Origin of the sequence: Micromonospora sp. NPDC050695, assembly GCF_040654415.1 — a bacterium.
In the GTDB taxonomy this organism is placed as follows: Bacteria; Actinomycetota; Actinomycetes; order Mycobacteriales; family Micromonosporaceae; genus Micromonospora.
Genome location: NZ_JBFAHZ010000014.1, coordinates 121,523 through 144,135, shown reverse-complemented (window position 1 = coordinate 144,135; position 22,613 = coordinate 121,523). Strand labels below are relative to the sequence as shown.

Sequence of the window (22,613 nt, the reverse complement as noted above, 5' to 3'; positions counted from 1 at the left end):
GGTCGCACCACTTCTGCTTCGGTGCCCAGCCGAGCCGACCACCTGCACCGGACGGTTGACCGCGAGTTCCCGCAGGTCAGCCGGCACTCAAGCGATTACGCAATAGCCCTGGTCGCGCAATCAACCCTTATGCGTTGCTGAGATCACCTCGGTCCTCGGCGGCCCTGGCCACCTGGCGCATGGCCAGCGAAAGTCGTCGCAGCGGTCGACGCTGGAAGAATAGCATTCGGCCAAAGATAGTGAGATTTTGCGATCGTAGCTTTGGTGGCGTCAGGTAAAGAGTTAAAGATGTGCGGACTATCCCTCGCGTTAAGTATATTTTGCATCAAATAGCCATCAACTTGGATCCTTTTCGCGAACTCTTTAAGGCTAATTCCTGAATCCGCGAAACTGATCAGCTGCGCTTTCCACCATTCGTCACTTCCGCGCCTTTCCGACGCCTGGGGTGTGACCTGCTGCTGCCTGTACTGACTCGAACTAGTGCTGGCCATCTGCGCCATCTGTGCGGGTGCCTGTGGCAAGTGGCCTGGTGGGGGGTAATTGGCTGCTCGGCGGGCAGCAAGAAATTCCTCAAACTGCGTAGGGTGATTGTTTCGAGTGTTGTAGATATAGTCTATCAACATTGCTACATTTACATTGTTTTGCCACTCCGTGCAGGACGTCTTCAGTTCCTCGGTCTGCTCCCGGAAGGCGGAGTACATTGGGTTGGTCGCAGTCTCTCTCACCAACCTTACCCATTCGTTCAGATGTTGGTCTTCGGCCGCGAGAAGGTTCCTCGCGGTGACTTTAGCGGCCATTTCAAGTTGAGTGATGTCATAATGCAGGCCGCGCCCTGGCGAACTAATGTGCGTGGGATCCACTTCAAACCGTCCAATCATCTAGGATATTGGCCACTCATAAGGTAACGAAGGGCGACTGCCGCTGGTTCATGGAGTGCCCGAATCCCTTACGCCGGGGTTCCACGGACAGGGCTATTGCGTAGTCCGTTTGCGCAGGTCAGCACCAGCGCAGCCCCCGTCGTGGTGGTCCCGGTCCATTGGCCTGCGGAGCTACGGGGCCTTCGGTCGCACCACTTCTGCTTCGGTGCCCAGCCGAGCCGACCACCTGCACCGGACGGTTGACCGCGAGTTCCCGCAGGTCAGCCGGCACTCAAGCGACTACGTAACAGCCCTGGCGCCAACCTGACCGGGCTTCATGTTGCGAGACGCCAGCAACCCAGCATCTTCCCGTCGTCAACTAAAGATGGCGATCCGGTCGCCGTAGGCGAGGATCAGGGCGTTGAGGGCCTTGGCCCAACCGTAGGCCGGCCGGTGATACTCTCGCGGCCTGCTCGGTCGGGAAGTGCCCCCGCCGTCGGGCGGCCTGCCGGAACCGGGCGTTGAAGCTCTCGATGATGTTGGTCGTGTAGAGGACTTTGCGGACCTCGTGGTCGTAGTCCAGGAACGGCACGAACTGCGGCCAGGAGGTCCGCCAGAGCCGGATCACGGCTGGGTACTGGTCACCGAACTCGGCGGCGAACGCCTGGAAACGGGCCTCCGCGGCGGCCACCGTGGGGGCCGTGTAGATCTCGCGTAGGGCGGGGGTGATTCTCTGCCAGTCCTTGCGGTTGGTGTATCGCAGTGACGCCCGCACGAGGTGAACGACGCACTGCTGATGCACCGCCTGCGGCCAGACCTGCTCGATTGCGTCGGTCATGGCCTTGAGGCCGTCGGAGCAGACCATGAACACGTCCTCCACACCGCGGTTGCGCAGCTCGGTGAGGTAGCCGGCCCACTGCTTGGCGCCCTCACCGCCGGTCCCGGCCCACATACCCAGCACGTCGCGTCCGCCCGCATCGGTTCAGGAAGCTGAGCAGTGGCCTTCTTGTCTGCCATGACGTGGTCCTTCCCGGACAGGATCAACGTCCTGTCCAACGGACCACACCCAGGTCAAACACGGAAATCTACGCAGTCCCATTCCCGGTGGCGGCGCCGCGATGCGCAGCGCACCCCCCTGGCCGGCACGACCAAAACTTCTGTCCGTTTGAGCAAAAGTTGGCGTCGGGATTGCCGAAGCTCTGGACAGGCGGAGCGGAACGCTCCTACTGTGTCGGACACAACACATCGGCATTGCGTCGATGTGAACGAGTCCGATGACGAGGTGAGTCCCCGGTGCGCACCGTCGACCCCCTGCACGTGCGACTGTTGCGGTTGCTCCGCGACGAGGGGGCCGTCTCCCGCGCCGAGCTGGGCGACCGGCTCCAGATGCCGCGCCCGCGCCTGCTGGCCGAGCTGGACCGCCTGGTCGCGCTCGGGTATGTCGCCGAGGCCGGCCTCGCCGCCTCCCGGGGTGGCCGCCGCTCCACGCTTGTCGAACTGAACCCGAACCTGCGCTTCGCCGCCGTCGACCTGGGTGCCAGCTCGATGGACGTCGAGGTGGTCAACGGTCGCCTCGAACCGGTGGCCCACTACGCCGAGCCGGCCGACATCCGCAACGGTCCGAAGGTGACCCTGCAGCGGGTCAACGAGCTGCTGCACAAGGCCCGCGTCGACGGGGCGTACGAGCGTCTGGACGCGGTGGGCATCGGCGTACCCGGGCCGGTGAGCTTCCGCGACGGCGTTCCGGTGTCGCCGCCGATCATGCCGGGTTGGGACCGGTTCCCGGTCCGCGAGCTGCTCAGCCGCGAGCACGGCTGCCCGGCGGTGGTCGACAACGACGTCAACATCATGGCGATCGGTGAGCGCCACGGCGGTGTCGCCCACTCGGTGGACGACTTCCTCTTCGTGAAGATCGGCACCGGGATCGGCTGTGGCATCTACCTCACCGGCGAGGTCTACCGGGGCACCGACGGCTGCGCCGGGGACATCGGCCACATCCAGGTCGACGCGCACGGCCCGATGTGCTCGTGCGGCAACGTCGGCTGCTTGGAGGCGCTGTTCAGCGGCGCGGCACTGGCCAAGGACGCCACCGCCGCCGCCCGCAGTGGGGTGTCGCCGGCGCTGGCCGAACGGATGGCCCAGCGTGGCGTGGTCACCGCGTTGGACGTCGCCGAGGGCGCCGTCGAGGGCGACGTGACCTGCATCCAGCTCATCCGCGACGGTGGACGGCGGGTCGGCGGCGTGCTCGCCGGCCTGGTCAGCTTCACGAACCCGTCGATGATCGTGATCGGCGGCGGGTTGGCCCAGCTCGGGCACATCCTGCTCGCCGAGATCCGCAGCGTGGTCTACCGCCGGTCGCTGCCGCTGGCCACCGGCAATCTTCCCGTCGTGCTCTCCGAGCTTGGTGGTCGCGCCGGCGTCGCCGGTGCCGCCGTCCTCGCCAGCGACGTCGCCTTCGGGGAAGCCGCATGACGCTGACCGAGATTCCGTCGTGAGCGAGGAGGAGACCGTGGCCCTGCCCGAGGAGACCACCGCCACCGACCCGGCCGAGGTCGGCGTCGAGGCACCGCTGGTCGAGGCTCCGCCCGACACCGTCGCGGGCGAGGTGGTCCTGCGCCTCACCGACGTGGTCAAGACCTTCCCCGGCGTACGCGCCCTCGACGGTGTCCAACTTGAGGTACGCGCCGGCGAGGTGCACTGCCTGCTGGGGCAGAACGGCGCCGGCAAGTCCACCCTGATCAAGGTGCTCTCCGGTGTGCACCAGCCGGACTCCGGGCAGGTGCAGTGGCGCGGCGAGCCGGCCACCTTCGCCAACCCGCAGGCCGCGATGAAGGCCGGCATCGCCACCATCTACCAGGAACTCGACCTCGTCGAGGACCTGTCGGTCGCGGAGAACGCCTTTCTCGGTCACGAGCACCGCCGGTTCGGGTTCGTCCGGCGGGGCCGGATGGCCCGGCAGACCCGGCAGATCCTGAGCCGGCTCGGCCACGGCGAGATCCCGCCGGGCCGGATGGTCCGGTCGCTGCCGGCCGCCGGCAAGCAGATCGTCAGCATGGCCCGTGCGCTGTCGCACGAGGCCCGACTGATCATCATGGACGAGCCGAGCGCGGTGCTGGCGCACGACGAGGTCGGCAACCTGTTCCGGATCATCCGGGAGCTGACCGCGCAGGGCATCGCCGTCATCTACATCTCCCACCGCCTGGAGGAGATCCGCGAGATCGGCGACCGGGTCACCGTACTCAAGGACGGCCGGACCACGGCGGCGAACCTGCCGGCGCGCGACACCCCGACCCGCGACCTGGTCAGCCGGATGACCGGCCGGACCATCGAGTACGTCTTCCCGGACCGCCCCGTCGACGAGGGCACCGGCGCCGACCTGCTCCAGGTGGAGGGGCTGACCCGCACCGGAGAATTCGCCGACGTCTCGCTGAACGTGCGGGCCGGGGAGATCGTCGGCATCGCCGGCCTGGTCGGCTCCGGTCGTTCCGAGCTGCTGGAGACCATCTACGGCGCCCGCCTCGCGGAGGCCGGCTCGGTGCGGATGGACGGGAAGGTCCTGCGTCCCGGCGTCGGCGCGGCGGTACGCGCCGGCATGGGCATGGCCCCGGAGGAACGCAAGAGCCAGGCGCTGCTGCTCGGCGAACCGATCTACCGCAACGTCACGCTGGCCACCTTCGGCCGGTACGCGCGGCTCGGCTTCACCGACGCCGCCAAGGAACGCGCCGAGGCGAACCGGATCGCCGACAGCCTGGAGCTGCGGCCCCGGGACGTCGACCGGCCGGTACGCACACTGTCCGGCGGCAACCAGCAGAAGGTGGTGGTCGGGCGGTGGTTGCTCGGCGGCACCAAGTTGTTGCTGCTCGACGAGCCCACCCGGGGCGTGGACGTGGGTGCCCGGGCCGAGCTCTACCAGGTCATCCGGTCGTTGGCCGCCCAGGGCGTCGGGGTGCTGCTGATCTCCAGCGAGGTGCCTGAGGTGCTGGGCCTGGCCGACCGGGTGCTGGTGATGCGGGAAGGGCGGGTCGTCCGCGAGGCCGCGGCCGGCGAACTCGACGAGAACACCGTGCTCGACCTCGTGATGGCGGGGTCCTTGATGGAAGGCGCACCGGCATGAGCGACGCGACTCCCTCTCCCACCGCGACACCGGAGCGCCCGCAGCTTCCGGCGCAGTCTCCGCCGGTGGACCCGGCGGAGACGGCGGTGGCCAGTGACAAGGCGGCGGGCACCGGCCGGCTCTCCTGGTGGCGGGGGGACAGCGGCGACGGCGCCAAGCGAAACCTGGGCCTGATCGGTGTGCTGGCCGCGCTCATCCTGGTCGGCGCGATCACCAAGCCGGACCTCTACGGCGACCCGACCTGGGTCTGGAACAACGTCCTGGCCATCCTCCAGCTCGCCTCGGTCGTCGGCGTGGTGACGGTCGGGATGACCTTCGTGATCATCGGCGGCGGCATCGACCTGTCGGTCGGGGCGATCGTCGCACTGGCCGGCGTCTGGTGCACCACGGTGGCCACCCAGAGCTACGGCGCCGGCGGCATGATCTTCACCGCCCTCGCCGTCGGCATCTGCGTCGGCCTGGTCAACGGCGTCCTCATCTCGTACGGCCGCCTGGTGCCGTTCATCGCGACGCTCGCGATGCTGGTGGCCGCCCGTGGACTCGCGGCGTCCATCTCCAACAAGCAGACCCAGGTGTCGAGCAGCACCTTCATCAACGACATCGCCGCCCGCAAGGTGCTGGGGATCCCGATCCTCGTCTACATCCTCGGCGCGGTGGTGGTGGCCGGCTGGATCCTGCTCAACCGGACGACCTTCGGCCGGCGGACCATCGCCGTCGGCGGTAACCCGGAGGCGGCCCGCCTGGCCGGCATCAACGTCCGCCGGCACACCATGCTGCTCTACGCGCTGTCCGGTCTCTGCTGCGGCATCGCCGCCATCATGCTCACCTCGCAGGCCACCTCGGCACAGGCGGCAATGGCCAACCTGTACGAGCTGGACGCGATCGCCGCGGCGATCATCGGCGGGACGTTGCTCAGCGGGGGCCGCGGCACGATCGTCGGCTCGCTGCTCGGCGTCATCATCTTCGCCACGATCACGAACCTCTTCGCCATCAACGGCCTCTCCATCGAGGCGCAGAACATGGTCAAGGGCGGCATTATCGTCGCCGCCGTCCTGATCCAGCAGTTCCAGTTCAAGTCCGTCACTCGGCTCCTCGCGCGGAACAGGGTCACCACCGCAACCTGACGCACCGCACCGTTGTCCCTGGCGACGTCGAGAACTTCGACAGTGGCCGGGCCTCGCACACCCTCACCCATACAGAAACCGCTCCCAGGAGGTCGTTCATGACCCAGCACAGTCGCGACCTGTCGCGCCGCCGGTTGCTCTTCGGTGGAGCCGCAGTGGGCGCCGCCACCCTGCTGACCGCCTGCACCAGCAACGAGACCCCGGCTGCCAGCACCCAGACCAAGGCCGCCGGAAACAGCGAAGGCAACAACGCCCCGGGCAAGAAGGTCGTCATCGGCTTCTCCGCCCCGGCCGCCGACCACGGCTGGATGGGCGCGATCCACGCCAACGCCAAGGCCCAGGCCGCCGCCTACTCGGACGTGGAGTTCAAGGAGGTCGACGGTGGGTCGAACTCCGAGGCCCAGCGCTCGACGCTCGGCACGCTGATCGCCCAGAAGCCGGACATCATCGTCGTGCTGCCGCACGACGGCAAGGAGGTCAACGCCGTTGCCCTCCAGGCGATGCAGGCGGGCATCCCGATCGTGAACCTCGACCGGGCCTTCCCCGACGCGCTGGCCTCGCGGCTGGTCATCAAGGGCGACAACTACGGCATGGGCGTCTCCGCCGGGCACTTCATCGGCAAGCAGCTCAAGGACAAGGGCGTCGCCAACCCGGTGATCGGTGAGATCGCCGGTCTGGAGATCCCGCTGACCGTCGAGCGCAGCGCCGGCTTCGCCGCGGCCCTGGCGACCTACGGGTTCAAGGTGGGCAACCGCCGCTCGGCCGAGTTCACCTCGGACAGCGGTCAGCGCGAGGCGGCCCAGCTGCTCCAGGCGCTGCCGAAGATCGACGCGATCTGGAACCACGACGACGACCAGGGCATCGGTGTGCTCGCGGCCATCAAGCAGGCCAACCGGTCGGAGTTCTTCATGGTCGGTGGCGCGGGGTCCAAGCTCGCGATCGACGCCATCAAGGCGGACAACACCGTGCTCAAGGCGACGGTCACCTACAACCCGTCGATGGCGTCCTCGGCGGTCTCGCTCGCGCGGCTCATCGCGCAGGGTCGGGGCCTGGGCGACCTGACGGAGCTGCAGGTGCCCAAGGAGGTGACCCTCGCCTCCGAGACGATCACCAAGGAGAACGCGAGCAGCTACGACAAGCTCGGGTTCTGACATACCGGGGGGAGACCCACCTTGTCCACGACAGACAGAGAACTGCGGATCGGCATGGTCGGTTACGCGTTCATGGGCGCCGCGCACTCACAGGCGTGGCGCACCGTGAACCGCGTCTACGACCTGCCGGCGCGGGCCCGAATGGCGCTGATCTGCGGCCGGGACACACCGAAGGTGGCCGAGGCCGCCGACCGGCTCGGCTGGGACGCGTACACGACGGACTGGCGTGACCTGATCAACCGGGACGACATCGACGTGGTCGACGTCTGCACGCCGGGCGACAGCCACGCCGAGATCGCGCTCGCCGCGTTGGCCGCCGGTAAGCACGTCCTGTGCGAGAAGCCGTTGGCGAACTCGGTGGCCGAGGCACGGGCGATGACCGCCGCGGCGGAGACAGCCCGGGCCGCCGGGGTGCGGTCGATGTGCGGGTTCAACTACCGCCGGGTCCCCGCGGTCACGATGATGCGCCAGCTGGTCGCCGACGGACGACTCGGGGTGATTCGACACGTCCGAGCGACGTACCTGCAGGACTGGATCGTGGATCCGCAGTTCCCGCTGGTCTGGCGGTTGCAGAAGGACAGGGCGGGCTCCGGCGCGCTGGGTGACATCGGTGCGCACATCATCGATCTGACCCAGTTCGTCACCGGCCAGCGGATCACCGGGGTCAGCGCCGTCACCGAGACCTTCGTCAAGGAACGGCCGCTGCCGGCCGAGTCGAGCGGTCTGGCGGCCACGGTGGACGGCGGCACGTCGCCCACCGGGCCGGTCACCGTCGACGACGCCGCGGTCTTCGTGGCCCGGCTGGACGGCGGCGCACTGGCCACGTACGAGGCGAGCCGCTTCGCCACGGGCCGCAAGAACGCCCTGCGGGTCGAGATCAACGGCTCGCTCGGCAGTGTGATCTTCGATCTGGAGCGCCTCAACGAGCTGGAGTTCTACGACGCCACCCGGCCCGCCCTGGAACAGGGTTTCAGCCGGATCCTGGTGACCGAGGGCGATCACCCGTACATGTCGGCGTGGTGGCCTCCGGGTCACATCATCGGCTACGAGCACTCCTTCACGCACGAGATGCGTGACTTCATCGAGGCGGTCGCCACCGGCGTCGACCCGACTCCATCCTTCGCCGACGCGTTGCAGGTCCAGCTCGTGCTGGACGCGGTGACCCGTTCGGCGGAGGTCGGTTCCTCCTGGACCGAGGTGGAGCCGACGCTGGCCGCGGTGGCCGTCTGACACTGACCATCCGCGACGGCGGTGTGTAGGCACCGTTGTCGCCCGACCGGCTTTCCGGAGCCGACCGGCGAGGGACCGGCCGCGGTTTGCGCCCCGCGGCCGGGACGAGGTCGGCACCGGAGGGCGTGCGGCCGGGCCGTACGGCCCGGTGGCGCACGAGCAGAACGGTTGTCCGGTGTGGCCGGACCGGGATTCCCCGGCCGCACCGGAGGACCGCCACCATTCCCGGCGATCCGGAGGACCGCCACCATTCCCGGCGATCCGGAGGACCTGACGGTTCCGCCGGCCTGAGACGTCCGGTCGAGGCATGCCAACGCCCTGACCGGCCGGATGCGGGGGAGGCAGGGTCGAGACGCCGACCGACCCTGCCTACCAGCCCCGTCTGCCCGCACCCGCACCGGGAACCGGTCCGGCGTCGTCGCCGCCGACGCCGACGTCGGACCGGGTGCCGTCCCGGTGCGAGGCGGGCGGGCGGGGCCCATCCGCCCAGGGCGTATCTTTCCGAACAATATTCTGATATTCCTATATTTAATTACACCGACGGTTCCTCCTGAACGGGAAGGAGCACCATGCGAACGGGTGTCTGGTTGGTGGGAGCGCGCGGTTCGGTCGCGACCACCAGCATCGTCGGAGGGCTCGCGCTGCGAGCCGGCCTGGCCGGGCCGACCGGCTGCGTCACGGAACTGCCCGAGCTGCGCGGCCCCGACCTGCCGTCCTTCGCCGACCTGGTCTTCGGCGGGCACGACCTGGCCACGACTCCGCTGTGCAAGCGCGCCGAGGCGCTGGCCGACGCCGGGGTCGTCCCCGGCAGGCTCGTCGCCGCGCTCCCCGACGAGCTGACCGCCGTCGAGCAGGAGCTGCGCCCCGCGCCCACCGGCGCCACCCAGGCCGACCGGGCCGCCGCCGTGGTCCACGACCTCACCAGCTTCCGCGAACGGCACGGGTTGGACCGGGTGGTGGTGGTCAACGTCTCCGCCACCGAACCGACCCCCCGGCCGCACCCCGGGCACGCCGATCCCGACGCGCTGCGCGCCGCGCTCGCCGGCCCGGACGAGGTGCTGCCACCCAGCTCCCTGTACGCGTACGCGGCGCTGCTCGCCGACTGCCCGTACGTCGACTTCACCCCGTCCACCGGGCTGCGGCTGCCGGCGCTCACCACGCTGGCCGAACAGCTGCGCCTGCCGTACGCCGGGCACGACGGCAAGACCGGGGAGACCCTGGTCAAGTCGGTGCTCGCGCCGATGTTCGCGATGCGCAACCTGGCCGTGCGCTCCTGGTCCGGGATGAACCTGCTCGGTGGCGGCGACGGCGCCACCCTCGCCGACCCGGCCGCCAACGCGGCGAAGGTGCAGAGCAAGCAGCGGGTGCTCGGCGAGACGCTGGGCTACGTCCCGCAGGGCAACACCCGGATCGAGTACGTCGAGGAGCTGGGCGACTTCAAGACCGCCTGGGATCTGATCACGTTCGCCGGCTTCCTCGGCACCGGCATGCGGATGGAGTTCACCTGGCACGGCTGCGACTCCGCGCTGGCCGCGCCACTGGTGCTCGACCTGGCCCGGCTCACCGCCGCGGCGCACGCCGCCGGGCACGTCGGGCCGCTGGCCGACCTGGGCTTCTTCTTCAAGGACCCGCTGGGTGCCCCCACCCACTCGCTGGCCGAGCAGTGGGCCCGACTGACCGACTTCACCCGGCAGCTGCACGCCGGCCGGGACGGTGGCCATGACCACGCTGGCTGACGTCGCCGAACTGGTCCGGGCGCCGGCGGCGCTGTCGGTGCCGGGTGACGTGATCGCCGGAGCGGCGGCGGCCGGCGCGCTCGGCCCGCGTACCCCCGCTCTGGCCGGCGCATCGGTCCTGCTCTACTGGGCCGGCATGGCCGCCAACGACTGGGCCGACCGGCGCCTGGACGCCGTCGAGCGGCCCGAGCGGCCGATCCCCAGCGGCCGGGTCACCCCGGCCGTCGCGGTCGGCCTCGCCGCCGGCCTCACCGCCGCCGGCGTGGGCCTGGCCGCCGCCGTGGGCGGGCGCCGCGCCGCCACGCTCGCCGTGCCCCTGGCCGCCACCATCTGGGGGTACGACCTGCTGGCCAAGAACACCGCCGCCGGGCCGGCCGTGATGGCCGCCTGCCGCGGGCTGGACGTGCTGCTCGGCGCGTCCGGCGGGCGGCTGACCCGGGCGCTGCCGGCGGCGGCGACCGTCGCCGCGCACACCTGGACGGTCACCGCCCTGTCCCGCCGTGAGGTCACCGGCGCCGACGCCGCCCTGCCGATGCGCACCCTCGCCGGCACCGCCATGGTCGCCGCCAGCGCCGCCGTCGCCGCGCCCGGCGCCCGCCGCGCAGCCGCCCGAGTCGACGAGCGGTCCGGTGCGACCGATCGGGCCGGTGCCGTCGGCGAGGTCGGTGTCCGCGCGAGGCGCACCCGATCGGCCGGGATCGCGGCCGCGCTGCCCGCCGTGCTGGCCGGCTGGTACGCCGCCCGCTACGGCGCGGCCCAGGTCGAGGTGGTGCGTGATCCGTCGGCCGGACGGGTCCGTGCCGCCGTCGGCGCGGGGATCACCGGACTGCCCGCCCTGCAGGGGGCGCTCACCGCCCGGGGCGGCGCTGGCCTGCTCGGGTTGGCCGTCGCCGCGGCGGCACCGCTGGGCCGGCGGCTCGCTCGGAAGATGTCCCCGACATGACCGTGCCCCAGCCGCGACCACCGGTCGCCGACGCGACGACGCTGCGCCTCGGGTACGGCACGAACGGCTTCGCCAACCACCGACTCGACGACGCGCTCGCCGTCATCGCCGACCTCGGCTATGTCGGGGTGGCGCTCACCCTGGACCACGACCACCTCGACCCGTTCGCGCCGGGGCTCACCCGCCGGATCGCCGCGGTTGGGCGACGGCTGAGTGAGCTGGGCCTCGCGGTGGTCATCGAGACCGGTGCCCGCTACCTGCTCGACCCGTGGCACAAGCACGCCCCGACGCTGCTGCACGACGACCCGACCCGACGGATCGAGTTCCTGCGTCGGGCCGTCCGCGTCGGCGCCGACCTCGGCGCGGAGGCGGTGTCGTTCTGGGCCGGCGTACGCCCCGAGTCGGTGTCGCCGCAGTGCGCGTGGGACCGGCTGGTCGCCGGTTGCGCCACCGTCGTCGACGCCGCCGACACCGCCGGCGTCACCCTCGGCTTCGAACCGGAGCCGGGGATGCTGGTGCAGGACATCGCCGACTGGCGGCGCCTGCGTGCCGCGCTCGACGCACCGGCCCGCTTCGGCATCACCCTCGACATCGGACACTGCCGGTGCCTGGAGCCGTGGCCGGTCCCGCAGTGCGTCGCCGAGGTGGCCGACCACCTGGTCAACGTGCAGATCGACGACATGCGTCGGGGCGTGCACGAGCACCTGGAGTTCGGCACCGGCGAGATCGACTTTCCGCCGGTGCTGGCCGCCCTGGCCGAGGCCGGCTATCGCGGACTGGTCGCCGTCGAGCTGCCCCGGGACTCGCACGCCGCGCCCGCCGTCGCCGCCCGCTCGATCGAGTTCCTGCGCGCCGCCGGGCAGACCGCCGCCGGGCAGACCGTGGCCGGGAGCGGCACCACGAGCACGGTGGCGACCGCCGGGTCCACCGACGGCGAGACAACCACCGCCGCCCTTTGCTCTGCTTCACCGGACGCAACACCTGCCGTCCGCTATCCGGACAGCGACCGTCGCGTGGGGTGAAGCAGAGCAAAGGACGCGCCTGAGGCACTCGAGCCGCCGGGTGCCTGCGGAGCAGCACGAGGGAGGAGACGGGATGACACCGGATTCACTACGGGCCGCGCTGCGGGGCGTACCCGATCCCGACTGGCTGGACACGGCGCTGCGCCGGGTCGCGGCCGAACCCACCGCGATCACCCGGCTCTTCCCCGCCGCCGCCCGGCGCTGCGGGCGCGGGCCGCTGCCCGACGCCCCCGGTTGGACGGCCGACGACGCGGCCCGGGTGCTGCTGCTGACCGCGCTGCCCGGCGACCACGCCGCGTACGCCGAAACCCTCTACCAGCACGGTGACGCGGCCGAGCGGCGGGCCGTGCTGCGCGCTCTGCCGCTGCTGCCGATCGGCGCCGCCGGGGTGCCCCTGCTGCACGACGCGATCCGGACCAACGACACCCGACTGGTCGCCGCCGCCCTCGGCCCGTACGCCCGGCACCTCGACCCGGCCGCCTGGCGACAGGCGGTGCTCAAGTGCGTGTTCAGCGGCGTACCCCTGACCGCCGTGGCCGACCTGGACACCCGGGCCGACGGTGAGCTGGCCGCGATGCTGGCCGCGTTGGCCGCCGAACGCCACGCCGCCGGCCGCGAGCTGCCCGCCGACGCCACCGACCTGCTCGACCGGCTCACCGCCGCACTGCCCCGGGAGGCGTGACATGCGCATCTTCGACCCCCACATCCACATGACCTCACGCACCACCGACGACTACGAACGGATGGCCGCCGCCGGGGTGCGCGCGGTGGTGGAGCCGGCGTTCTGGCTGGGTCAGCCGCGCACCAGCGCCGCCTCGTTCACCGACTACTTCGACTCGCTGATCGGTTGGGAGCCGTTCCGGGCCGGGCAGTTCGGGGTACGCCACTTCGCCACCATCGCGCTGAACCCCAAGGAGGCCAACGACCCGCGCTGCCGGCCGGTGCTCGACCTGCTGCCCCGCTACCTGGACAAGGACGCGGTGGTGGCGGTCGGCGAGATCGGCTACGACTCGATGACCCCGGAGGAGGACGAGGCGTTCGCCGCGCAGCTCGCCCTCGCCGTGGCGCACGACCTGCCGGCCCTGGTGCACACCCCGCACCGGGACAAGGCGCGCGGATGCGAGCGAACCCTCGCCGTGGTCGCCGAATCCGGCATCGACCCGGGGCGCGTGGTGGTCGACCACCTCAACGAGGTGACCGTCAAGTTGGTCCGCGACAGCGGCTGCTGGCTGGGCTTCTCGATCTACCCGGACACCAAGATGACCCCGTCCCGGATGGTCGAGCTGCTGCGCGAGTACGGCACGGACCGGATGCTGGTCAACTCGGCCGCCGACTGGGGGCGCTCCGACCCGCTGCTGACCCGGGCGACCGGCGAGGCGATGCTGCAGGCCGGGTTCAGCGACGACGACGTCGACACCGTGCTGTGGCGCAACCCGGTGGAGTTCTACGGGCAGTCCGGTCGGCTCGACCTCAGCGACCTGGAGGTCACCGCCGTGGACCCGCAGACCGGCAACTCGATCCTGCGCGGCGGCAGCTGATGCGGCTGCGACATGCCGGCGGCGACACCGTCCACCTCGGCTACTGCACGAACGTGCACCCCGCCGAGGACCTCGCCGGCATCCTCGGTCAACTCGACACCTACGCCGTGCCGGTCCGCGAGGCACTCGGCAGCGACCTGCTCGGCCTCGGCCTGTGGCTGGCCGCCCCGGTCGCCGCCGAGCTGGCCGCCGACCCGGCGCTGCGCCGCCGGTTGCGCACCGAGCTGGACGCGCGCGGGCTGGAGGTGGTCACCCTCAACGGCTTTCCCTACGCGGCGTTCCAGGCACCGGTGGTCAAGCAGGACGTCTACCACCCGGACTGGACCACCGAGCAGCGGCTGACGTACACCCTGGATCTGGCCCGGGTGCTCGCCGACCTGCTGCCCGACGACGCCGCCCGGGGCTCGATCTCCACGCTGCCGCTGGCCTGGCGGCAGCCCTGGGACACCGACCGGGCCGACGCCGCCCGACGCCGGCTCGACCAGCTCGCCGCCGGCCTGGCCGCGGTGCAGCGCGACACCGGCCGGCAGGTCCGGGTCGGCTTCGAACCGGAGCCCGGCTGCGTGGTGGAGAGCACCGACCAGGCCGCCGCGCTGCTGTCCGGCATGGACACCGAACGCCTGGGTGTCTGCGTCGACCTGGCCCACCTGGCCTGCGCCTGGGAGGAGCCGACCGAGGCACTCGACCGGCTGCGGGCGGCCGACCTGCCCGTGGTGAAGGTGCAGGTCTCCGCCGCCGTCGAGGCCACCGACCCGGCCGGTGACGCCGACGAACTGCACCGCTGGGTGGAGCCACGCTTCCTGCACCAGACCCGGGGGGCCGGCTGCGCCGCGGGCGGCGACCCGGCCGACCCGGCGTACGCGGCCGACGACCTCGACGAGGCGCTGGAGCGGGCGCTGCCCGGCCCGTGGCGGGTGCACTACCACGTGCCCCTGCACGCCCCACCCGAGGAACCGCTCGGCTCGACCCTGCCCGTTCTGCGCGCCGCGCTGAGAGCGCTCTACACCGGCCCGGCCGCCGGCTGCGACCACCTCGACGTCGAGACGTACACCTGGGGGGTGCTGCCGGCCGCACGACGGCCGGGCACCGACGCGGAGCTGGCCGTCGGCATCGCCGCCGAGCTGGCCTTCGCCCGCACCGAACTGGTCAGCCTCGGGCTGACCCCGGAGAACACCGTGACCGCGGGAGTGACGAGATGAGCCGACGACTGGTGGTGCTCGACGTGGTGGGGCTGACCCCGCGACTGCTGGCACACATGCCCCGGCTGCGCGGAGTCGCCGACGGCGGCTTCCGGGCCGAGTTGGGCACCGTGCTGCCCGCGGTGACCTGCTCGGTGCAGTCCACCTTCCTGACCGGCGAGCCGCCCAGCGGGCACGGCATCGTCGGCAACGGGTGGTACTTCCGGGACCTGGGTGAGGTGCTGCTGTGGCGGCAGCACAACGCGCTGGTCGGCGGGGAGAAGCTCTGGCAGGCGGCCCGCCGGGCCGAGCCCGGCTACACCGTCGCCAACGTCTGCTGGTGGTACGCGATGGGCGCGGACGTCAACTGGACGGTCACCCCGCGCCCCGTGTACTACGCCGACGGGCGCAAGGAGCCGGACTGCTACACCGACCCGCCGGAACTGCACGACGCGCTCACCGGCCGGCTGGGCACGTTCCCGCTGTTCACCTACTGGGGGCCGACCGCCGGGCTGCCGTCGTCCCGGTGGATCTGCCAGGCGGCCGAGCAGATCCTGGCCGACGTGTCACCCGACCTGACCCTGGTCTACGTCCCGCACCTCGACTACGACCTGCAACGCTTCGGTCCGTCGTCGGCCCAGGCCGCCGCCGCTGCGGCCGAACTGGACGCGGTGCTCGGGCCGCTGCTGGACGCCGCCCGCGCCCGTGACGCCACCGTGGTGGTGCTGTCCGAGTACGGCATCACCGACGTGTCCCGGCCGGTGGACGTCAACCGGCTGCTGCGCGCCGAAGGGCTGCTGCGGGTGCACACGCAGGCCGGCATGGAGTACCTCGACCCGTGGACGTCGAAGGCGTTCGCGGTCGCCGACCACCAGGTCGCGCACGTCTACGTCAAGGACCCGGCCGACGTGCCGGCGGTGGCGAAGCTCTGCGCCGGGCTGCCCGGGGTGGCCGAGGTGCTCGACGCCGACGGCAAGGCCGCGCACGGGCTGGACCACGAGCGCGCCGGTGAGCTGGTGCTGGTGGCCGAGCCGGACTCCTGGTTCACGTACTACTACTGGTTGGACGACGCCCGCGCACCGGACTTCGCCCGGCTCGTCGAGATCCACCGCAAGCCCGGGTACGACCCCGCCGAGCTGTTCTTCGACCCGGCCAACCCCGGGGCGGCCAAGCTGCGGGCGGCCGCCGCGCTGGCCCGCAAGAAGGTCGGCATGCGGTACCTGATGAGCGCGATCGGCCTGGACGCCGGAGCGCGCGCGGTACGCGGCTCGCACGGGCGGCTGCCGGACGACCCGGCGGACGCCCCGGTGCTGCTCTGCTCCGACCCCACCGCCGCCCGTTACCGGATCGCGGCCACCGAGGTCAAGGAGTTGTTGCTGGAGCTGGCCGGGCTGAGTTCCGGTGGCGGGTCGGGGGAGGGGTCGTGACGGTCACCGTCGCGCCCACTGACACGAGCGGATTGCGGGCGCGCTTCGACGCCGAGCTGGCGGCGTTCCTCGACCGGCAGGGGCCGGACTGGCCGGACGGCGCGCCGCGCGGGGTGTTCACCGCGCTGCAACGGTTCGTGCTGGCCGGTGGGAAACGGCTGCGCCCGCTCTTCTGCTACTGGGGTTGGCGCGGCGCGGGCGCCGCCGACGGCACCCCGATCGTGGTGGCGGCGGCGGCCCTGGAGCTGTTCCACGCGTTCGCGCTGATCCACGACGACATCCTCGACGGCAGCGACCGCCGCCGGGGTGAGCCGTCGGTGCACCGGCTCTTCGCCGACCTGCACGCGCGCTCGTCGTGGCGTGGCGACCCCGAGGCGTACGGGCGCAACACCGCGCTGCTCTGCGGGGATCTCTGTGCGGCCTGGTCGGATCAGATGTTCCACGAGTGTGGCCTGGGCACCGAGCAGGTGCACCGGGGTTACGGCGTGTTCGCGCTGATGCGTACCGAGGTGATCGCGGGGGAGTACCTGGACCTGGTCTCCGGGGTGGGTGACGGCTCGGTGGCCAGCGCGCTCACCGTGATCCGGATGAAGGCGGCCCGGTACACGGTCACCCGACCGTTGCAGATCGGCGCGGCGCTGGCCGGCGGAGGGCCGGAGCTGATCGACGCGCTGGGCGAGTTCGGTGACCCGCTGGGCGACGCGTTCCAGCTCCGCGACGACGTGCTGGGCGTCTTCGGTGATCCGGCGGTGACCGGCAAGTCGGTGCTGGACGACCTGCGCGAGGGCAAGCCCACGGTGATGATGGCGCTGGCCCGGAGCGCCGCCGACCGGACGCAGACCGCGCGGCTGCGGGAGCTGTTCGGCAATCCCGGGTTGGACGGCGAGGGCGCGGCGGAGCTGCGCGCGATCATCGAGGAGACCGGCGCCCGGGACCGGATCGAGCAGATGATCCGGGTCCGTACCGAGGCGGCGTTGACGGCCCTGGAGAGCGCGGAGGTGGCCGCGGGGGCCCGGTCGGCGCTGATCGCGTTGGCCGCGCAGGCGATCGACCGCCGCGCCTGATCCGGCTGACTTTCAGCCAAATCGACGAAAGTTGATGCCGGATCATCGGAAGGTATGGACACATCGACACGCGCAATTTAGTGTCGTGGCCAACACGACAATGTTTCGTCGAGGTGAACCGGCGGCGCGGTAACCCATCGACCCCCACCACTCACCGCTACGGCATCCGGCGCGACGGCGCGCGCCCGGCCTGGCAGTCATTCGTCAGGAAGGGACAGCACAGATGTCCATGAAGGACGTTCCCCACCACCGGTCCCGACGATGGTTCTCCGCCGGATCGGCCCTGCTGCTCGCAGTCGCGGCCGGCACGGTCGCACTCGTGGCCGGCTCGACACCGGCCCAGGCGCACACGATCAACGCCACCGACTTCCAGCAGGTCGAGCTCGCCCGCGGCGTGGCCGACATGGGTGAGCCGATGTCGCTGGCCGTGCTGCCGGACCGCTCCGTCCTGCACACCGCCCGCAACGGCACCCTGCGCCGCACCGACGCGGGCGGCACCACCTCCGTGATCGGCACCCTGTCGGTCTACAACCACGACGAGGAGGGGTTGCAGGGCGTCGGGGTCGCCCCGAACTTCGCCAGCAACCGGCAGATCTTCCTCTACTACGCCCCGCCGCTGTCCACCCCGGGCGGCGACGCGCCGGCCACCGGCACCGACTTCTCGGCCTGGGACGGAGTGAACCGCCTCTCCCGGTTCACCCTCAACGCCGACTTCACGCTCAACCAGTCCAGCAAGGTCGACGTGCTCGACGTCCCGGCCAACCGGGGCCTGTGCTGCCACGTCGGCGGGGACATCGACTTCGACGCCGCGGGCAACCTCTACCTGTCCACCGGCGACGACACCAACCCGTTCGAGTCCTCCGGCTACTCGCCGCTGGACGAGCGGACCAACCGCAACCCGGGGTACGACGCGCAGCGCAGCGCCGGCAACACCAACGACCTGCGCGGCAAGATCCTGCGGATCAAGGTGAACGCCAACGGCACCTACTCCATCCCGTCGGGCAACCTGTTCGCGCCCGGCACGGCCAGGACCCGGCCGGAGATCTACGCGATGGGGTTCCGCAACCCGTTCCGGATCAGCGTCGACAAGGCCACCGGCGTCGTCTACGTCGGTGACTACGGGCCGGACGCCGGCTCCACCAGCTCCACCCGCGGGCCGTCCGGGCAGGTCGAGTTCAACCGGGTCGCCGCACCGGGCAACTACGGCTGGCCGTACTGCACCGGCACCAACACCACCACCGAGACGTACAACGAGTGGGACTTCGCCACCAACGCCAGCGGCGCGAAGTACAACTGCACCGGCGGGCCGACCAACAACTCGTTCCGCAACACCGGCCTGACCACTCTGCCGCCGGCCCAGCCGGCCTGGATCCGGTACGCCGGAGACGCCGGCACCCCGACCGAGTTCGGCGGCGGCTCCGAGTCGCCGATGGGCGGCCCGGTCTACCGGTACAACGCCTCGTCGACCTCCACCACGAAGTTCCCGCAGTCCTTCGACGGGCAGTTCTTCGCCACCGAGTTCGGCCGTGGCTGGATCAAGCCGATCCACGTCAACGCCGACGGTTCCCGGGGCACCATCGACACCTTCGGATGGGTCGGCAAGCAGGTGATGGACTCGGCGTTCGGCCCGGACGGCGCGTACTACGTGCTCGACTACGGCACCGGCTACTTCAACGGTGACGCCAACTCCGCGCTCTACCGCTTCGACTACGTCGGTGGCGGCAACCGGGCACCCACCGCCGCGGCCAGCGCCAACCGGACCTCCGGCGCCGCACCGCTCGCGGTGACCTTCTCCTCGGCCGGCTCGTCCGACCCCGAGGGTGGCGCGCTGACGTACTCGTGGGCCTTCGGTGACGGGACCACCTCGACGGCGGCCAACCCGACGAAGACGTACACCGCCAACGGCACCTACACCGCCACCCTCACGGTGCGCGACCCGCAGGGCGCCACCGGCAGCAGCAGCGTGCAGATCAGCGTCGGCAACACCGCGCCCACGGTGACCATCAACAACCCCGGCAACGGGCAGCTGTTCAGCTTCGGCGACACGGTGCCGTACAGCATCACCGTGACCGACCCGGAGGACGGCACGATCGACTGCACGAAGGTCAAGATGACCTACGTGCTCGGGCACGACCAGCACGGGCACCAGATCACCTCGAAGACCGGCTGCTCCGGCTCGATCACCATCCCGGTCGACGGTGAGCACGACGACGCGGCGAACATCTTCGCGATCTTCGACGCGGAGTACACCGACGCCGGTGGGCTGACCACGCACACCCAGCACACGCTGCCGCCGCGGCACCGACAGGCCGAGTTCTTCGGCACCTCCTCCGGCGTCAACGTGTTCAGCAAGACCCCGGCCGAGGGCGGCAAGACCGTCGGTGACATCAACAACGGCGACTGGATCGCGTTCCAGCCGTACCGGCTGGGCAACGTGACCTCGTTCACCGCCCGGGTCTCCTCGGCGGGCGCCGGCGGCACCCTCCAGGTCCGGGCCGGCTCGGCCACCGGCACGGTGCTCGGCTCGGCCACGGTCCCGGTCACCGGCGGTTGGGAAACCTTCACCACGGTCACCGGGGCGATCACCAGCCCGCCGACCGGCACCACCACGCTCTACCTGACGTTCGCCGGAACGGGCACCGGGGCGCTCTACGACATCGACGCCTTCACCCTCGTCACCGGTACACCGCCCACCGGCGGGGCCGGCGCGATCAAGGGTCTGGGCGGCAAGTGCCTGGACGTGCGCAACGCCGCCACGGCGGACGGCACGCAGATCCAGATCTACACCTGCAACGGCAGCGCGGCGCAGACCTGGGCGGTCACACCGAACTCGACGATCAAGTCGTTGGGCAAGTGCCTGGACGTCTCCGGTGGTGGCACCGCCGACGGCACCAAGATCCAGCTCTGGACCTGCAACGGGACCGGAGCGCAGAACTGGGCCGCCCAGGCCGACGGCACGGTGCGCAACGTGTCGTCCGGCAAGTGCCTCGACGTCTCCGGCAACAACTCCGCCGACAGCACGGTGGTCCACCTGTGGACCTGCACCGCGGCTGCCAACCAGAAGTGGACCCTGCCATGAGAATCCTGCGACCCGTCCTCGGCGCGGCCATGGCGGCCCTCGCCGTGATCGCCTGCACCACCCCGGCCACCCCGGCCAGCGCCGCCGACGCCCCGTACGACGTGCTGGTGTTCTCCAAGACCGCCGGTTTCCGGCACGACGCGATCCCGGTCGGCATCCAGACCATCCGTGATCTGGGCGCCGCGAACAACTTCACCGTCACCGCCACCGAGGACGCCGCGGCCTTCACCACCGGCAACCTCGCCCAGTACGAGGCGGTGGTCTTCCTCAACACCACCGGCGACGTCCTCAACGCCAGCCAGCAGACCGCCTTCGAGTCGTACATCGGCTCGGGTCGCGGGTACGTGGGTGTGCACGCCGCCGCCGACACCGAGTACGACTGGCCGTTCTACGGCAACCTGGTCGGCGCGTGGTTCGCCTCGCACCCGGCCATCCAGCAGGCCAACATGAAGGTGGAGGATCGGGGTCACGCGGCGACCGCGCACCTGCCGCAGACCTGGACCCGCACCGACGAGTGGTACAACTACCGGACCAACGCCCGGTCCACCGCCCACGTGCTGGCCACCCTGGACGAGTCGTCGTACTCCGGTGGCGGCATGGGCGCCGACCACCCGCTGAGCTGGTGCAAGGGCTACAGCGGCGGCCGGTCCTTCTACACCGGCGCCGGGCACACCCAGGCGTCGTACGCCGAGCCGGCGTTCCGGGCACACCTGCTCGGCGGCATCCGGTACGCGGCCGGTCGGAGCAAGGCCGACTGCCGTCCGGAGACCGGCTACACGCCGCTCTACAACGGGTCGACGGCCGGTTGGTCGCAGGCCGGTCCGGGCAGCTTCACCAACTCCGACGCCACCCTCACCTCGGTGGGCGGCATGGGGCTGTTCTGGTACAACGCCAAGCAGTTCACCAACTACTCGTTGAAGCTGGACTGGAAGCTGGCCGGGGACGACAACTCCGGCATCTTCATCGGGTTCCCGCCGTCGAGTGACCCGTGGTCGGCGGTGGACAACGGTTACGAGATCCAGATCGACGCCACCGACGCGGTGGACCGCACCACCGGAGCGGTCTACACGTTCAAGTCCGCCGACATCGCGGCCCGCGACGCGGCGCTGAACGCCCCGGGGGAGTGGAACACGTACGAGTTGCTGGTCGAGGGGGAGCGGCTGCAGATCTTCCTCAACGGTGTGAAGATCAACGACTTCACCAACACCAATCCGGTACGGTCGCTGGCCGGCCACATCGGCATCCAGAACCACGGCACCGGTGACGACGCCTCGTTCCGCAACATCCGGATCAAGGAGCTGGGCACCACCCCACCGCCGACCGGCAACACCACCGTCCAGGCCGAGGCGTTCAGTTCGGCCAACGGCGTCAGCCCGTTCACCAAGGCGGGCGCCAACGGTGGGCAGACCATCGGCTACATCGACCCGGGTGACTGGGCGGCGTACAACGGGGTGGACCTGACCGGCGTCACGTCGTTCACCTCCCGGGTCGTCTCGGGCGGCGCGGGCGGCACCATCCAGGTGCGGACCGGCTCGGCGACGGGCCCGGTGCTCGGTTCGGTCGCGGTGCCCAACACCGGCAGCTGGACCACGTTCGCCAACGTCACCACCGCCCTGTCCGGCGTTCCGTCCGGCGCCCAGAACCTCTACCTCACCTTCACCGGTAGCGGCACAGGGCTCTTCGACGTGGACGACTTCACCCTGGTCAAGGGCACCGGTGGCGGCACCGGGGTCGGCCCGGTCAAGGGGCTGGCGGGCAAGTGCCTGGACGTCCGCAACGGTGCCACCGCCGACGGCACCCAGATCCAGATCTACACCTGCAACGGCAGTACGGCGCAGACCTGGACGGTGACGCCGAACTCGACGATCAAGGCGCTCGGCAAGTGCCTGGACGTGTCCGGCAGCGGCACGGCCGACGGCACCAAGATCCAGCTCTGGACCTGCAACGGCACGGGCGCGCAGAACTGGGCGGCCCAGTCCGACGGCAGCCTGCGCAACCCGTCGTCGGGCAAGTGCCTGGACGTGTCCGGCAACACCTCGGCGGACAGCACGATCGTCCACCTCTGGACCTGCAACGGCGCGGCCAACCAGAAGTGGACCCTGCCCTGACCGACTGAGCCGGCTCGCCGCGAGTCGCGGTGAGGCTGGGGA

At 70.9% G+C, this 22,613-nt stretch carries 17 protein-coding genes; 15 read left to right on the top strand and 2 right to left on the bottom strand.

Annotation, left to right across the window (positions count from 1 at the left end):
* Positions 1 to 143: 143 nt before the first annotated feature.
* Together AB0H52_RS14340 and AB0H52_RS14335 are read right to left on the bottom strand one after the other, a co-directional pair.
* Positions 144 to 878 (bottom strand): hypothetical protein, encoded by a 735-nt coding sequence (locus AB0H52_RS14340; RefSeq protein ID WP_357947760.1) that lies wholly within the window; start codon positions 876 to 878, stop codon positions 144 to 146.
* Positions 879 to 1,236: 358 nt separating this feature from the next.
* Positions 1,237 to 1,809, bottom strand: coding sequence for a transposase (locus AB0H52_RS14335; protein ID WP_255473679.1), 573 nt, complete (start codon positions 1,807 to 1,809; stop codon positions 1,237 to 1,239).
* A gap of 341 nt (positions 1,810 to 2,150) precedes the next feature.
* On the opposite strand from AB0H52_RS14335, the gene AB0H52_RS14330 reads away from it, so the two are divergent.
* The 15 genes from AB0H52_RS14330 to AB0H52_RS14260 all read left to right on the top strand — a co-directional run bounded on the left by AB0H52_RS14330 (position 2,151) and on the right by AB0H52_RS14260 (position 22,571).
* On the top strand, positions 2,151 to 3,329 hold the full coding sequence (locus AB0H52_RS14330) for an ROK family protein (protein WP_357947757.1): 1,179 nt from the start codon (positions 2,151 to 2,153) through the stop codon (positions 3,327 to 3,329).
* Positions 3,330 to 3,462: 133 nt separating this feature from the next.
* Entirely contained in the window at positions 3,463 to 4,971 is a 1,509-nt protein-coding gene (locus AB0H52_RS14325) for a sugar ABC transporter ATP-binding protein (protein ID WP_357947767.1), read from the top strand.
* Positions 4,968 to 6,095, top strand: a complete 1,128-nt coding sequence (locus AB0H52_RS14320) for an ABC transporter permease (protein WP_357947754.1) — start codon at positions 4,968 to 4,970, stop codon at positions 6,093 to 6,095. The genes AB0H52_RS14325 and AB0H52_RS14320 overlap by 4 nt, the downstream gene beginning before the upstream one ends.
* A 98-nt stretch (positions 6,096 to 6,193) precedes the next feature.
* Complete coding sequence (locus AB0H52_RS14315; protein ID WP_151489663.1) at positions 6,194 to 7,246, top strand: substrate-binding domain-containing protein; 1,053 nt, start codon at positions 6,194 to 6,196, stop codon at positions 7,244 to 7,246.
* Between the two features lie 21 nt (positions 7,247 to 7,267).
* Positions 7,268 to 8,476, top strand: coding sequence for a Gfo/Idh/MocA family oxidoreductase (locus AB0H52_RS14310; RefSeq protein ID WP_151489664.1), 1,209 nt, complete (start codon positions 7,268 to 7,270; stop codon positions 8,474 to 8,476).
* 569 nt (positions 8,477 to 9,045) lie between these two features.
* Complete coding sequence (locus AB0H52_RS14305) at positions 9,046 to 10,212, top strand: inositol-3-phosphate synthase (protein ID WP_151489665.1); 1,167 nt, start codon at positions 9,046 to 9,048, stop codon at positions 10,210 to 10,212.
* Positions 10,196 to 11,155: an SCO3242 family prenyltransferase gene (locus AB0H52_RS14300; RefSeq protein ID WP_357947750.1), complete on the top strand. Its 960-nt coding sequence runs from the start codon at positions 10,196 to 10,198 to the stop codon at positions 11,153 to 11,155. Before AB0H52_RS14305 ends, AB0H52_RS14300 begins: the two co-directional genes overlap by 17 nt.
* A complete protein-coding gene (locus AB0H52_RS14295; RefSeq protein ID WP_357947747.1) occupies positions 11,152 to 12,177 on the top strand; it encodes a sugar phosphate isomerase/epimerase family protein in 1,026 nt (341 codons plus the stop codon). Before AB0H52_RS14300 ends, AB0H52_RS14295 begins: the two co-directional genes overlap by 4 nt.
* A 73-nt stretch (positions 12,178 to 12,250) precedes the next feature.
* Positions 12,251 to 12,859, top strand: a complete 609-nt coding sequence (locus tag AB0H52_RS14290) for an EboA domain-containing protein (protein WP_151489668.1) — start codon at positions 12,251 to 12,253, stop codon at positions 12,857 to 12,859.
* 1 nt (position 12,860) lies between these two features.
* On the top strand, positions 12,861 to 13,715 hold the full coding sequence (locus tag AB0H52_RS14285) for a TatD family hydrolase (protein ID WP_151489669.1): 855 nt from the start codon (positions 12,861 to 12,863) through the stop codon (positions 13,713 to 13,715).
* Positions 13,715 to 14,914, top strand: a complete 1,200-nt coding sequence (gene eboE / locus AB0H52_RS14280) for a metabolite traffic protein EboE (protein WP_357947743.1) — start codon at positions 13,715 to 13,717, stop codon at positions 14,912 to 14,914. The genes AB0H52_RS14285 and eboE overlap by 1 nt, the downstream gene beginning before the upstream one ends.
* Entirely contained in the window at positions 14,911 to 16,320 is a 1,410-nt protein-coding gene (locus AB0H52_RS14275) for a nucleotide pyrophosphatase/phosphodiesterase family protein (RefSeq protein ID WP_357947740.1), read from the top strand. Before eboE ends, AB0H52_RS14275 begins: the two co-directional genes overlap by 4 nt.
* The gene (locus AB0H52_RS14270) at positions 16,317 to 17,384 is read left to right on the top strand and encodes a polyprenyl synthetase family protein (protein WP_151489671.1); all 1,068 of its coding nucleotides are present in this window, start codon (positions 16,317 to 16,319) and stop codon (positions 17,382 to 17,384) included. Before AB0H52_RS14275 ends, AB0H52_RS14270 begins: the two co-directional genes overlap by 4 nt.
* Before the next feature lie 223 nt (positions 17,385 to 17,607).
* A complete protein-coding gene (locus tag AB0H52_RS14265; RefSeq protein ID WP_357947737.1) occupies positions 17,608 to 20,463 on the top strand; it encodes a PQQ-dependent sugar dehydrogenase in 2,856 nt (951 codons plus the stop codon).
* Positions 20,460 to 22,571: a ThuA domain-containing protein gene (locus tag AB0H52_RS14260; RefSeq protein ID WP_151489672.1), complete on the top strand. Its 2,112-nt coding sequence runs from the start codon at positions 20,460 to 20,462 to the stop codon at positions 22,569 to 22,571. Before AB0H52_RS14265 ends, AB0H52_RS14260 begins: the two co-directional genes overlap by 4 nt.
* Positions 22,572 to 22,613: the final 42 nt, after the last annotated feature.